The sequence below is a fragment of the Streptomyces sp. NPDC003027 genome (assembly GCF_053591435.1).
The window spans coordinates 1-12,883 of sequence record NZ_JBSFTU010000002.1; the positions used below are offsets into that span (position 1 = coordinate 1).

Sequence of the window (12,883 nt, forward strand, 5' to 3'; positions counted from 1 at the left end):
ACGGATCGCAAGGCGGAGGAGGGAGCCAACGCGGTGGGGGCACCGCCCGTGCCCGAAGGGCTACGGGGGAGTTGGCGACCGACGACAACGCGGCGAGGCGCGGTGCCAGAGCCAGCGAGCCCGGCATGATCCAAACGAAAGACCCTAGGACGGTGTCCGGCCCCCTGGATAAGCTGCGGGTATGACGGAAAAGCTGCTCGGTCCCGCCCTCGTCGAGGAGGCCACCAAGAAGTCGGGCCTCATCTGGGTCCGGGGCGACGCCCCGGCCCCCAGGGCGCTCTGGCACGTCTGGCACGACGGTGCGGCGCACGTGGTGGGCGACGGCCCGGGGGAGCAGCCGCTCCCCGGCCTCGTGGCCGGCTCAACGGCCGAGGTGACGGTCCGCAGCAAGGACAAGGGCGGCAGGATCGTCGCCTGGACGGCGGCGGTGAGCGAGCTGGCTCCCGGCACCGAGGAGTGGGACGCGGCGGTCGCGGAGCTCAAGGGCAAGCGGCTGAACGCGCACGACGGCGAGGCGATGCCGGAGCGGTGGGCGCGGGAGTGCCGGGTGCTCAGGCTGGCTCCGCTGGACTCCACGACGGACCTGCCGGACGGGTCCCTGGCCGCCGTCCCGCTCCCGACGGAGGCGATCACGCGGCGCCCCGTGCCGGCCGCCCTCCCCCGCCTGCTGTTCAAGCGGCGCAAGCGCTGACCGGCCCGGGCCTCACGTCCGCGGCAGCTGCTTGCCGTAGTCCAGGGTCTGGCCCGCGGCCGGCTCCTCCAGGGGGAAGTCCTTGTCCCACTCGGAGAGCACCACCACGCCCGCTCCCCCGCCCCGTGCGAACCGGAGCGGGAACGGCGTCCCCTCCAGGGAGACGTCCAGCGTGCCGCCCTCGCCCTCCTCGCCGCCCTTGACCTTGACCGTGCGCATGCCGCCGATCTTGTCGCGGTCGCCCTTCACGACCTCGCCGTGCAGGCCGATGAGCCCGTCGAGAAGCAGATCCATGTCGGTGAAGCCGCGCAGCTGCTTGTACGAGGGGTCGTCCTGCGGCACCTTCACGTACATGTCGTCGAGTTTGTCGGCCGCCTCGCTGTCCGCGTCGCCGTCCTCGCCCGGCGACGGCGACGGCTTGTCGTCGTGCGTCCAGAAGTCCGCGTCGGCCTTCAGATAGAGCGCTTCGCCGATCCGCAGCAGCTCGAAGGTGCTGTTCTTCGTCGTCACGGAGCCGCTCGCGCCGTCGTGCCTGAGCCGCATGTTCAGCTTGTACGTACCGCCCTTGCTGACCAGCGTCCCGGCCAGCCGGACCGACTTCGCCGCGTCCGCCGCCGACTGGGCCTTCTCCTCGATGGCCGTGGCGGAGAGCTTCCCCACCCCGTTCGTCCCCTCGTCCGGGTCCGCCGCGCAGCCGGCGAGGGTCGCCACCGTCAGCCCTGCGGAGAGCGCCATGGGCAGCACGGCCCTGCGGATACGCGATGGCGGAGGGAGAGCGGTCACCTGCGCTGCCTCTCGTGTCGGAGCGGGGGGAACGGAGCAGTCCGCAGCGTACCCGGGGCGCGAGCCGCCGCCGCAGGCAGCCGTACGGGCGCCCTGCCGGGGCGCTCTCGAACGGCACGGGCTAGCCTGAACCCGGCATACCTGAGCATTAACCCGAATCGTGCGGCATCGAGGAGGCGCGTGGCATGGTGGCAGGCGCCCCTCGGATCTTCGTCTCGCATCTCGCCGGCGTGCCCGTCTTCGATCCCAACGGCGACCAGGTCGGGCGGGTCAGCGATCTGGTCGTCATTCTCCGGGTCGGCCGCCGCCCGCCCCGGCTGCTCGGCATGGTCGTCGAGGTGCTGAGCCGCCGCCGGGTCTTCGTCCCCATGACCCGGATCACCGGTGTCGAGTCGGGCCAGGTGATCACCACGGGTGTGGTGAACATGCGGCGGTTCGAACAGCGCCCGACCGAGCGGCTCGTCCTGGGCGAGCTGCTCGACCGGCGGGTGCGCCTGGTCGAGAGCGGCGAGGAGGTCACCGTCCTCGACGTGGCCATCCAGCAGCTTCCGGCGCGCCGCGACTGGGAGATCGACAAGGTCTTCGTCCGGCGGGGCAAGGGCGGGGCGCTGCGCCGCAAGGGAGAGACGCTGACCGTCGAGTGGTCGGCGGTGACCGGGTTCTCCCTGGAGGAGGAGGGGCAGGGCGCCGAGAACCTGGTCGCCACCTTCGAGCGGCTGCGCCCGGCCGATCTCGCCAACGTGCTGCACCACCTCTCCCCCAAGCGGCGCGCCGAGGTCGCCGCCGCCCTCGACGACGACCGGCTCGCCGACGTCCTGGAGGAGCTGCCGGAGGACGACCAGATCGAGATCCTCGGCAAGCTGAAGGAGGAGCGCGCCGCGGACGTCCTGGAGGCCATGGACCCCGACGACGCGGCCGACCTGCTCTCCGAGCTGCCCGAGGAGGACAAGGAGCGGCTGCTCACGCTGATGCGGCCGGACGACGCCGCCGACGTGCGCCGGCTGCTGGCGTACGAGGACCGGACCGCGGGCGGTCTGATGACCACCGAGCCGATCGTGCTGCGGCCCGACGCCACGGTCGCGGACGCCCTGGCCCGGGTGCGGCAGCAGGACCTTTCCCCGGCGCTCGCGGCGCAGGTGTACGTGTGCCGGCCGCCGGACGAGACGCCGACGGGCAAGTACCTGGGCACGGTGCACTTCCAGCGGCTGCTGCGGGACCCGCCGTTCACCCTGGTCAGCTCGCTCGTCGACAGCGATCTGCCGCCGCTTTCGCCGGCCACCCCGCTGCGCGCCGTCACCAGCTATCTCGCCGCGTACAACATGGTCGCCGCGCCGGTGGTGGACGAGAGCGGGTCGCTGCTGGGGGCGGTCACCGTCGACGACGTACTCGACCATCTGCTGCCGGAGGACTGGCGGGAGACGGAGTTCCACGAGGAGGAGGCCGGGCATGCCGGCTGAGCGCACGCAGGAACGGGAGAGGGAGCGGGAACGCGAGCGGGAGCGGTCCATGTCCCGTATCCGGCTCGATCTGCCGCGCGAGCGACGGGCCAGGCTGCTGCCGGAGTACGACCCCGAGGCGTTCGGGCGTATGTCGGAGCGGATCGCCCGTTTCCTGGGGACCGGGCGGTTCCTGGTCTGGATGACCCTGACGATCATCGTCTGGGTGCTGTGGAACGTGTTCGCGCCACCTGGGCTGAAGTTCGACGAGTACCCGTTCATCTTCCTGACGCTCGCCCTGTCGCTCCAGGCCTCGTACGCGGCGCCGCTGATCCTGCTCGCCCAGAACCGGCAGGACGACCGGGACCGCGTCAACCTCGAACAGGACCGCAAGCAGAACGAGCGGTCGATCGCGGACACCGAGTATCTGACCCGGGAGGTCGCTGCGTTGCGGATGGGGCTCGGGGAGGTGGCGACCCGGGACTGGATCCGTTCGGAGCTCCAGGATCTGATCAAGGAGATGGACGAGCGCAGGGACGGTCACCGGGAGCATCGGGAGCCCCGGGATCTATTCCCTCCGGGCGTCGATCACAGAAGTGACGTACCCGACCGCTGACGGGTCTTTCCGGGCCGGGTGGTCCGCGCCGTACCATCGTCGGTATGGCTACGGAAGACGCGGTGCGTGAAGCACTGGCGACGGTGAACGACCCCGAGATCAACAAACCGATCACCGAGCTCGGCATGGTGAAGTCGGTGGAGATCGGATCCGACGGCAGGGTCGCCGTCACGGTCTATCTCACCGTCTCCGGCTGTCCGATGCGGGACACGATCACCCAGCGCGTCACCGACGCCGTCTCCCGCGTGGAGGGCGTCACGGGCGTCGACGTCACGCTGGACGTGATGAGCGACGAGCAGCGCAAGGAGCTGGCCGCGGCGCTGCGCGGCACCACCGCCGAGCGGGAGGTGCCCTTCGCCAAGCCCGGTTCGCTGACCCGTGTGTACGCGGTCGCCTCCGGCAAGGGCGGCGTCGGCAAGTCCTCCGTGACCGTCAACCTCGCCGCGGCGATGGCGGCGGACGGGCTGAAGGTCGGTGTCGTCGACGCCGACATCTACGGCCACTCGGTGCCTCGCATGCTGGGCGCGGACGGCCGTCCCACCCAGGTCGAGAACATGATCATGCCGCCGTCCGCGCACGGTGTGAAGGTCATCTCGATCGGCATGTTCACGCCGGGCAACGCTCCGGTCGTGTGGCGCGGCCCGATGCTGCACCGCGCGCTCCAGCAGTTCCTCGCGGACGTGTACTGGGGCGACCTGGACGTCCTGCTGCTCGACCTGCCGCCGGGCACCGGCGACATCGCGATCTCGGTGGCCCAGCTGGTCCCGAACGCGGAGATCCTGGTCGTCACGACCCCGCAGCAGGCGGCGGCCGAGGTGGCCGAGCGGGCCGGTTCGATCGCCGTGCAGACGCACCAGAAGATCGTCGGCGTCGTCGAGAACATGTCGGGTCTGCCGTGCCCGCACTGCGACGAGATGGTGGACGTCTTCGGCACCGGCGGCGGCCAGAAGGTCGCGGACGGTCTGACGAAGACCACCGGCGCGACGGTGCCGGTCCTCGGCTCGATCCCGATCGACGTCCGTCTGCGCGAGGGCGGCGACGAGGGCAGGCCGGTCGTCCTGACCGACCCCGACTCCCCGGCCGGCTCGGCGCTCCGCACCATCGCGGGCAAGCTCGGCGGCCGCGCGAGGGGTCTGTCCGGCATGAGCCTGGGCATCACCCCGCGCAACAAGTTCTGAGAACCCGCGCCACGACTTCTGAGCGTGCGACGGGTTGTGAGCGCGCGACGGGCTCTGGGAAAGGGCGCCGCTCGACGAGCGGCGCCCTTCCGCGTGCCCGGTCGCCGTCAGGCGTCGTAGGCGCCCAGGTCCTCCACGGCGGCGAAGCCGAGCCCGTACGCGCTCATCCCCCGTCCGTACGCGCCCAGGTGGACGCCCGCCCGGGTCTCACCGGCCAGGACCCACCCGAACTCGGACTCGCGGTAGTGGAAGGGCATCGGCACCCCGTCCACGGGCAGCGACAGCGACGACCACTCCGGTCCCTGGAGGTCGTCGGCCAGCTCGAACGCCGTCTCCGTCTGCTGGTCCAGCCAGTCGTCCCGGAGCGCGTGGTCCAGCTGCGCCGGCCAGGTGTACGCGAGGAGCCCCGAGCCGGCCAGCCAGGCCGCGGAGGAGACCGTGGTGGCGTCCAGCACCCCCGTACCGTCACCCGAGCGCCGCACCGGGCTCGCGGCGACCGTCACGACCACCGCGAAGCGCTCCTTCTCGGCCCCGCTCGCGTCGGACTTTATGGACGGCTCGTCGCCGTGGCCCATCGATCCGTGCTGGACGGTGCCGTCCGCCGCCGTACCGACCTGCATCAGCCAGCGCGGTCCGGTGAACGCGTCGTCAAGGCCGTACCAGGTGAAGGGTGCCTTCAGATAGGCCTCGGCCGTGCGCCGGGCTGATGGCGATCCCTCCAGCCGACTCGTCGTCTCCATATCGGCCGCCTCCTCGTTCCGTCGTGTCCGCGTCGGCGGACAACAGATGGAGGATAGCCACCGGCTCGCACCAGGTTGTGTCAGGTCGCGTCGGAGTCGTACGGCGGGCGCTCGCCGGTGCCCGGCTTGTCCTGCTTCTTCTTGAGCAGATCGGGTGAGCCTCCCGCGTGGCCTTCGGCACCAAAGGCGCCTCCGACGACCGCCGGAACGGAGGACGCCGCGGAGATCTCCGGCTCACGGCCGTGCACGGCGTCGGCGACCTCGTTCATCTCCTTCTTGAGGTCGAAGCTGCTGCGCAGCTCCTTGAGCTCGTTGAAGTCCTCGTTGCCCTCAAGCTGCTTGCGCAGGAACGTCTTCGGGTTGAGGTCCTCGAACTCGAAGTCCTTGAACTCCGGCCCCAGCTCCGTGCGGATGTCCTGCTTGGCGCTCTCGGAGAAGTCGCGGACCTTCCGGATGAAACGCGAGACGTCCTGGATGACCTTCGGCAGCTTCTCCGGTCCGAAGACGAGCACGGCGAGGACCACGAGCGTCACGAGCTCGAGTATGCCTAGGTCGTTGAACACCTTGCTGCTCCTTCACGGGGTCCGGGGCCCGCTCCACGGTACCCGCCGAAACCGCCGGGCGGGTACCGTGCGGCGTCGCCCACATGGCGCTCAGGTGCCCTGTGAGGAACCGAGCGTCAACGTCTTGGTCTGCTCCTTGCCTCCGCGCAGCAGCGTCAGCTCCAGCCGGTCGCCGGGCCGGTGGGCGCGGATCTTCACGATCAGCTCCTCGCCGTTGTGGACGCGCTGGCCGTCGACCTTGGTGATGACGTCGCCGGGCCGGATGCCCGCCTTCGCGGCCGGGCCGCCCGGGACGACGGACGGCGAGCCGTCCTTGCCCTTCTCGCCGACGCGGGCGCCGTCGCCGGTGAACTGCATGTCGAGGCTGACGCCGATGACGGGGTGGGAGGCCTTGCCGTTGTTGATGAGCTCCTCGGCGACCCGCTTGCCCTGGTTGATCGGGATGGCGAAGCCGAGCCCGATGGAGCCGGACTGGGCGCCGCTGTCGCCGCCCGAGCCGTCACCGGCGGCGCGGATGGCGCTGTTGATGCCGATGACCCGGGCCTTGGAGTCGACCAGCGGGCCGCCCGAGTTGCCCGGGTTTATCGGGGCGTCGGTCTGCAGGGCGTCGACATAGCTGACGTCGCTGCCGTCGCCCTTCTCGCCGCCTGCCGTGATGGGGCGCTCCTTGGCGCTGATGATGCCGGAGGTCACGGTGTTCTGGAGGTCGAAGGGGGCGCCGATGGCGACGACCGGGTCGCCGACGCGGACGTTGTCGGAGTTGCCGAGCGGCAGGGGCTTGAGGCCCGAGACGCCGGTCACCTGGACGACGGCGAGGTCGTAGCCGCTGTCCTTGCCGACGAGCTTGGCGGCGGCGGTCTCGCCACTGCTGAAGGTGACGGAGATGTCGCCGGGGGCCGTGGCCGAGTCGACCACGTGGTGGTTGGTGAGGATGTGGCCCTTGGTGTCCAGGACGAAGCCGGTGCCGGTGCCCGAGGAACCGGCGCCGCTGACGTGGAGGGTGACCACGCTCGGCAGGGCACTGGCGGCGATCCCGGCGACGCTCTCCGGGGCGCGGCCGGAGTCCTCGGGGCCGGCCTGGGGCAGCTCGACGGTGGTGAGGCCGCCGTTGCGCTCGACGTACGCGCCGACGGCGCCGCCGAGCACGCCGGTGGTCAGGGCGAGCACCAGGGCGCCGACCAGGCCGATCGCGCGGCGCCGCGGCTTGGCCGCGGCGGGGGCGGGGTTCGCGGGCGAGCTCCAGGGGTCGTACTGCACCCACTGCCCGGCGGGCTGGGGCGGTATCGGCCGCGCCGGCGGTACGGGCGCCGGGGCGGCGGCCGGCAGCGGCCGCTGCACGGGCGGCGCGGGCGCCCAGGGGCCGGGCCCGCCGTAGGGCGGGGTCCGGTACTCGTCGGGCTGGTGGAGCGGCTGGGCCTGTGCCGGCGCCTGCGGGTCGCTCTGGTGCGGTACGTGCGGGGCCGCGCCGGCCATGACGTCGGCCGACGGGGCCTCGGCCTTCGCCGGAACCTCCGCCGCCCGGCCTTCGGGCAGGGCCTGCGGGCTCTCCGTCGACCCCGACCAGACCTCGGGCGCGGCCCGCGGGACCTCCGGCGGGGTCTCAAGCGCTGCCGTCCTCGCCTCGGAGGCCGGTCCGGGGCCGTCCGGGGCCGGCTCCGGGCCCTCCGGGGCCGTGGGGGCGGCCAGGGTGAAGTCCCCCTGGTCCGCTGCCGCCGGTTCCGGTGTGTCGCCCGGACTCCGTCCGGGGGGACCCCCGACCGGTGGTGTGCTCGTAGGCCGGCTCCACCACTTCGGCTTGTGCCCGGTGGGCTTCCCGTCGTCCATGCTCTCCCCGCAACAGCTGACCTGTCCGCGCCCCTGCCTCGGGCGCCCCTGCCCTGGATTCAACCAGGTTCGGGCTCAGCGGTGTGCGGTGAGCGGGGTCGGCGACGGGCCCGGGGCCGTTCGGTGGGCCGTCGGCGGGGTGACCGTCGGTCCCGCGGTCGGGAGCGGTCCGGGCGCGAAGGCCAGCTGCACGGCCGGTCCCGTGGGGCGTATGAACGGGGAGAGCGCGAGCAGCGACGGTGTGGGCGGCGCGTGGAGTTGCAGGGCCACCGGGGGTGCCTGCCCGCCGGGCGGGACGGCACCGGGCACCAGCGGGCCGGGCACGACGGTGCCGGGCGCCGAGGCGACCCCGGTCAGTGTGGTCGCGGTGTGCGCGCTCGCCCGCTCCGCGGAGCGCGTGCCGCGACCGGAGGCGGTGCCCGCGTTCGTACCGGTGCCCGTGCCCGTACCGGCGCCGCCGGTCCGCAGCGGGGTCACGGTGTTCCCCTTGCCCTCACCGCGCGCGCTCGAGTTCATGGACGCCTCCAGCGGCAGGGCGCCGCCGAGGGCGATGGCCGCGAAGGAGACGGCGCTGGCCGCCGCGATGCCGAAGCGCCGTCCGCGCCCGCCGGCCCGGTCCTGGTCGGCGCGGGGGCCGACTGCGTGGATACGGAAGCCGGAGTGCGGGGAGGCGGCCGCGGCGGTGGCGAAGCCGTCGGACTTCACCCCCGCGCTCCCGCCCGGTCCGCCCAGGCCGAAGAGGTCGTCGAAGGGTCCCCCCCGACGCTCCTCACCCCCCGGATCACCCGGTCCTCCGGGCAGCCCCTGGAGACGGGCGAGGAACCCTTCGGAGGGCGGCGGGGGCGCGGTGGAGGCGAAGACGCTCTTCAGCCTGCGCTGGGCGTCGGCCTCCGCCTTGCATTTGGCGCAGGTGGCGAGGTGTGCGAGGACCCGCTCGCGGGCGTCGTGCCCCAGCTCGCCGTCGACCAGTGCGGCGAGCCGGTCCCCGAGGTGGTGCTCCGCGGAGGTCGGGCCGACAGGACGTGTACCGCTCACGCCGTCCCGCCCTCCCAGCCGACGGCGGCCAGCGCGCGCTCCGCCCGGGCCTCGGGCGAGCGGTGCTTCAGCGCCTTGCGCAGATGGGAACGGCCGCGGTGGATACGGCTGCGGACCGTTCCGAGCTTGACGCCGAGCGTGGCGGCGATCTCCTCGTAGGAGAGTCCCTCGATGTCGCAGAGGACGACCGCGGCCCGGAACTCGGGCGCGAGGGTGTCGAGGGCCTGCTGCACATCGGCGTCGAAGTGGGTGTCGTTGAACGCCTGCTGCGGCGACGGCTCCCGGCTGGGCAGCCGCTCGGCCGCGTCGTCGGCGAGCGCGTCGAAACGGATCCGCTGCTTGCGGCGGACCATGTCGAGGAAGAGGTTGGTGGTGATGCGGTGCAGCCAGCCCTCGAAGGTGCCCGGCGTGTACGTCGACAGCGAGCGGAAGACGCGGACGAAGACCTCCTGCGTCAGGTCCTCGGCGTCGTGCTGGTTGCCGGTCAGCCGGTAGGCGAGGCGATAGACCCGGCCACTGTGCGTGCTGACGATCTCCTCCCATGTGGGCGGAGTCCACGCCTGCGATTCCGCATCCGATGCGAAGGTCGCGGTGGTGGGTGCGGCGTCGGCGGTGTGGAAACGGTCAGCGGTGTCGGTCACGGATTTCGGCTCACCCGCCGACCTGAGAAGGCGCCGAAGCACTCCTCTCCGATCCACAGGCGCAGCCGCACCTCCCCTGTCGGCTCTGGTGGTGTCCAGCGGAGCCCCTACCATAGCCACCTCGCCCGTTAGCTCCGGATAAGAATCTTTACGCGAATTTGGGGACGGTCACCCGCTGCCCTCGCTCGCCTTCCCACCCTCTAGGAACGCCCGGTCCCATCTGCGGGTTCCCGCACGCAGCGGATACAGTCACCGTTGCGCCAACTACGGGGACAGGAGAGGGCCATTACCGCCAACCGGCAGACGAGCTGGGCGTTCGCCGACGCCTTTGTCGCCGAGGACGAAGCGCTGCGCTGGGCCCGTGAGCGGGCCCGGGAGGCAGGGCTGCCCTCGGTGTCACCGGGCACCGGCGCCGCTCTGCGTCTGCTCGCCGCCACGGCGGACGCGAAGGCGGTGGCGGAGATCGGTACGGGCACGGGCGTGTCCGGAATCTATCTGTTGCACGGGATGCGGCCGGACGGGGTACTGACCACGGTCGACCTGGAGCCGGAGCGCCAGCAGTTCGCGAAGACGGCGTTCCGGGCGGCGGGCTTCGCCGGGAACCGGGCGCGGTTCATCCCCGGCCGCGCCCTGGACGTACTCCCGCGGCTGGCGGACGGCGGATACGACCTCGTGTTCTGCGACGGTGACCGGCTGGAGTGCCTGGACTACCTCGCTGAATCGTTGCGCCTGCTGCGACCGGGGGGTCTGGTCTGCTTCGAGGGCGTCTTCTCGGACGGCCGCACGGTCGACTCGGCGGCCCAGCCGGCGGAGGTGCTGCGGGTGCGGGAGCTGCTGCGGGCGGTCCGGGAGAGCCAGGAGCTGCTGCCGACCCTGCTGCCGGTGGGCGACGGCCTGCTGTGCGCGGTGCGCCGGGGGCAGCCCGCCGGATAGGCGGTTCCCGCCGGGCGGGCGCGGCACGCGGGCGGGCACGGTGCCGGAAACACCTCTGCCCCGGCGCGGTCGGAACCGTGCCGGGGCAGAGGCGGGAAATCCTGGCGTTGTCGCGTCAGCCGACTACCTGCTTCAGGGCGTCGCCGAGGGCTTCGGCCTCGTCCGGGGTCAGCTCGACGACAAGCCGACCGCCGCCTTCGAGCGGAACGCGCATGACGATGCCCCGCCCCTCCTTGGTCACCTCGAGCGGGCCGTCGCCCGTCCGCGGCTTCATGGCCGCCATGCTCGTTCCCCTTCCTGAAACCAGCTCATCTCAGCCGACGGCTCCTGTTGAGGAGCATGCGTCACCGGCGTCGAACACATTGCTTCCAGGTCATTATCCCGCATCAGAGGACCCGATGACCAACAGCGGGCCGCATCGCTTGCGCAACGCGCTCTCTCAAAACCACCTATTTCGGCGATCCGCCTGCGATACTTCGCCGCCACTTCACCGTCTGTCTTTGACGCAGGTCACATGTGCGGGGTGGGTGATCTCCGCCATGCTGGGGGTCCCTCCGGACTGGGTGGGGGTCAAGGACGTGAAGACGCGAAGGGAAGCCGTGATGGCCGACACCGTGCTGTACGAAGTGAGCGACGGGCTCGCCACGATCACGCTCAACCGGCCCGAGGCCATGAACGCGATGAACATCGAGGCGAAGGTCGCGCTGCGGGACGCGGTGGAGTCGGCCGCTGCGGACCCGGCCGTACGGGCGGTGCTGCTGACGGCGGCGGGCGACCGGGCGTTCTGCGTGGGCCAGGACCTGAAGGAGCACGTGGGCCTGCTGATGACGGACAAGGAGTCCGGGACCCAGGTCACCATGAACACGGTGCGGGACCACTACAACCCGATCGTGCGGGCCCTGACCGGCATGCGGAAGCCGGTGGTGGCCGGGGTGAACGGCGTCGCGGCGGGGGCGGGCCTCGGTTTCGCGCTGGCGGCGGACTACCGCGTGGTCGCGGACACGGCGGCGTTCAACACCTCGTTCGCGGGGGTCGCGCTCACGGCCGACTCGGGAGTGTCGTGGACGCTGCCGCGCCTGATCGGCGCGAGCCGCGCGTCGGACCTGCTGCTCTTCCCGCGCTCCCTCGGTGCACAAGAGGCGTACGAGCTCGGCATCGTGAACAAGCTGGTCCCGGCGGACTCCCTCGCCGAGGAGGCCGCGAAGGTGGCCCGGAAGCTGGCCGAGGGGCCGACGGTGGCGTACGCGGCGCTGAAGGAGTCGCTGGCGTACGGGGCGGACCACTCGCTGGCGGAGGCCCTGGAGAAGGAGGACGAACTCCAGACGAGGGCGGGCGCGTCGGAGGACCACACGATCGCGGTCCAGGCGTTCATCGCCAAGGAGAAGCCGAAGTACCTGGGGCGCTGACACGGGCCACCGCCGGGGGCGGGGGCTCCCCGCCCCCGCTCACACGCCGCGGGCCACGCAGTCCTTCAGATGGTCGTCGACCAGGCCGCAGGCCTGCATCAGGGCGTAGGCCGTCGTCGGGCCGATGAAGCGCAGTCCGCGCTTCTTGAGCTCCTTCGACAGGGCCGTCGACTCGGGCGTGACCGCGGGGACGTCCGCCGTCGTCAGGGGAGCCGGGCGGCTCGCCGGGTCGGGGGCGTACGACCAGATCAGGGCGTCCAGCTCGCCCGGCGCCCACGCCGCGAGCACCTTGGCGTTGGCCAGGGTGGCGTCGACCTTGGCGCGGTTGCGGATGATCCCCTCGTCCAGCAGCAGTCGCTCGCGGTCCGCCTCACCGAACTGGGCCACCGAGGCGATCCGGAAGCCGGCGAAGGCCCGCCGGAAACCCTCGCGCCGGCGCAGGATCGTGATCCACGAGAGTCCGGACTGGAAGGCCTCCAGGCAGAGCCGCTCGAACAGCGCGTCGTCACCGCGGACCGGCCGCCCCCACTCCTCGTCGTGGTACGTGACGTAGTCCGGGGTCGACACTCCCCACGGGCAGCGCGGCCGGCCGTCGGGGCCCGCGATCGCCTCACCGGTCATCGCGGCTCTCCTTCGTCCTCGCGGCCCGCGCCCGCGAGTCGGGCCTCCAGCTCCGCGATCCGCGCGTCCCGCTCCGCGAGTTCCGCGCCCAGCCGGCCGAGGACGTCGTCCACGTCCGCCATGCGGTAGCCCCGTGCCGCGACCGGGAGGCGGAGCGCCTCGACGTCGGCGCGGTCGACCGGGCGGGCCGCCGGGAGGGGGTCCACCAGCCGCTCCGGGGCCGCCTCGGGCAGCACCTCGCTGTCGCCGCCGCCGACCACCGCCAGAGTGACCGCCGCGACGACCACGACCATCGCGATCAGCAAAAACCAGAACACCAGCGCGCGCCTCTCCGGAGGTGGAAAACGTCCCGTGCCGATCGTGCCATGCGCCACCGACGGTTAGGGTCGCAGGCGAACGGACGCGAGGGAGGACAT

15 protein-coding genes are annotated in these 12,883 nt (G+C 72.2%); 6 read left to right on the forward strand and 9 right to left on the reverse strand.

What is annotated here, in order from left to right; genetic code table 11:
* Nucleotides 1–181 precede the first annotated feature (181 nt).
* Nucleotides 182–691: a hypothetical protein gene (locus ACWDX6_RS01700; protein WP_451482950.1), complete on the forward strand. Its 510-nt coding sequence runs from the start codon at nucleotides 182–184 to the stop codon at nucleotides 689–691.
* Between the two features lie 12 nt (nucleotides 692–703).
* On the opposite strand, the gene ACWDX6_RS01705 is transcribed toward ACWDX6_RS01700, so the two are convergent.
* Nucleotides 704–1,474, reverse strand: coding sequence for a hypothetical protein (locus ACWDX6_RS01705; protein ID WP_451482951.1), 771 nt, complete (start codon nucleotides 1,472–1,474; stop codon nucleotides 704–706).
* Between the two features lie 185 nt (nucleotides 1,475–1,659).
* Here ACWDX6_RS01705 and ACWDX6_RS01710 point away from each other — a divergent pair, with 185 nt between their 5' ends.
* The 3 genes from ACWDX6_RS01710 to ACWDX6_RS01720 are packed head-to-tail and all read left to right on the forward strand — an operon-like array spanning nucleotide 1,660 to nucleotide 4,704.
* Nucleotides 1,660–2,931 (forward strand): magnesium transporter MgtE N-terminal domain-containing protein, encoded by a 1,272-nt coding sequence (locus ACWDX6_RS01710; protein ID WP_451482952.1) that lies wholly within the window; start codon nucleotides 1,660–1,662, stop codon nucleotides 2,929–2,931.
* Nucleotides 2,921–3,526 (forward strand): DUF1003 domain-containing protein, encoded by a 606-nt coding sequence (locus ACWDX6_RS01715; protein ID WP_451482953.1) that lies wholly within the window; start codon nucleotides 2,921–2,923, stop codon nucleotides 3,524–3,526. The genes ACWDX6_RS01710 and ACWDX6_RS01715 overlap by 11 nt, the downstream gene beginning before the upstream one ends.
* 44 nt (nucleotides 3,527–3,570) lie before the next feature.
* Complete coding sequence (locus ACWDX6_RS01720; RefSeq protein ID WP_451482954.1) at nucleotides 3,571–4,704, forward strand: Mrp/NBP35 family ATP-binding protein; 1,134 nt, start codon at nucleotides 3,571–3,573, stop codon at nucleotides 4,702–4,704.
* 107 nt (nucleotides 4,705–4,811) lie between these two features.
* Here the strand turns inward: ACWDX6_RS01720 and ACWDX6_RS01725 are convergent, their stop codons facing one another.
* From ACWDX6_RS01725 to sigE, 5 genes are all read right to left on the reverse strand, one after another.
* Complete coding sequence (locus tag ACWDX6_RS01725) at nucleotides 4,812–5,444, reverse strand: hypothetical protein (RefSeq protein ID WP_451482955.1); 633 nt, start codon at nucleotides 5,442–5,444, stop codon at nucleotides 4,812–4,814.
* A gap of 80 nt (nucleotides 5,445–5,524) precedes the next feature.
* Nucleotides 5,525–6,007 (reverse strand): sec-independent translocase, encoded by a 483-nt coding sequence (locus ACWDX6_RS01730; RefSeq protein WP_451482956.1) that lies wholly within the window; start codon nucleotides 6,005–6,007, stop codon nucleotides 5,525–5,527.
* 90 nt (nucleotides 6,008–6,097) lie between these two features.
* On the reverse strand, nucleotides 6,098–7,831 hold the full coding sequence (locus tag ACWDX6_RS01735) for a trypsin-like peptidase domain-containing protein (RefSeq protein ID WP_451482957.1): 1,734 nt from the start codon (nucleotides 7,829–7,831) through the stop codon (nucleotides 6,098–6,100).
* Nucleotides 7,832–7,906: 75 nt separating this feature from the next.
* Entirely contained in the window at nucleotides 7,907–8,866 is a 960-nt protein-coding gene (locus ACWDX6_RS01740) for an anti-sigma factor family protein (RefSeq protein ID WP_451482958.1), read from the reverse strand.
* Complete coding sequence (gene sigE, locus ACWDX6_RS01745) at nucleotides 8,863–9,621, reverse strand: RNA polymerase sigma factor SigE (RefSeq protein WP_403288316.1); 759 nt, start codon at nucleotides 9,619–9,621, stop codon at nucleotides 8,863–8,865. Before sigE ends, ACWDX6_RS01740 begins: the two co-directional genes overlap by 4 nt.
* 141 nt (nucleotides 9,622–9,762) lie before the next feature.
* On the opposite strand from sigE, the gene ACWDX6_RS01750 reads away from it, so the two are divergent.
* Nucleotides 9,763–10,440: an O-methyltransferase gene (locus ACWDX6_RS01750; protein ID WP_451482959.1), complete on the forward strand. Its 678-nt coding sequence runs from the start codon at nucleotides 9,763–9,765 to the stop codon at nucleotides 10,438–10,440.
* 115 nt (nucleotides 10,441–10,555) lie between these two features.
* Here ACWDX6_RS01750 and ACWDX6_RS01755 read toward each other — a convergent pair whose 3' ends face one another.
* On the reverse strand, nucleotides 10,556–10,723 hold the full coding sequence (locus tag ACWDX6_RS01755; protein ID WP_006346801.1) for a DUF3117 domain-containing protein: 168 nt from the start codon (nucleotides 10,721–10,723) through the stop codon (nucleotides 10,556–10,558).
* 319 nt (nucleotides 10,724–11,042) lie between these two features.
* Between ACWDX6_RS01755 and chcB the strand changes: the two genes are divergently transcribed.
* Nucleotides 11,043–11,846: a 2-cyclohexenylcarbonyl CoA isomerase gene (chcB, locus tag ACWDX6_RS01760; RefSeq protein WP_451482960.1), complete on the forward strand. Its 804-nt coding sequence runs from the start codon at nucleotides 11,043–11,045 to the stop codon at nucleotides 11,844–11,846.
* A gap of 39 nt (nucleotides 11,847–11,885) precedes the next feature.
* Here the strand turns inward: chcB and ACWDX6_RS01765 are convergent, their stop codons facing one another.
* Together ACWDX6_RS01765 and ACWDX6_RS01770 are read right to left on the reverse strand one after the other, a co-directional pair.
* Nucleotides 11,886–12,467, reverse strand: a complete 582-nt coding sequence (locus ACWDX6_RS01765) for a DNA-3-methyladenine glycosylase I (RefSeq protein ID WP_451482961.1) — start codon at nucleotides 12,465–12,467, stop codon at nucleotides 11,886–11,888.
* Nucleotides 12,464–12,784: a hypothetical protein gene (locus ACWDX6_RS01770; protein WP_451482962.1), complete on the reverse strand. Its 321-nt coding sequence runs from the start codon at nucleotides 12,782–12,784 to the stop codon at nucleotides 12,464–12,466. Before ACWDX6_RS01770 ends, ACWDX6_RS01765 begins: the two co-directional genes overlap by 4 nt.
* Nucleotides 12,785–12,883: the final 99 nt, after the last annotated feature.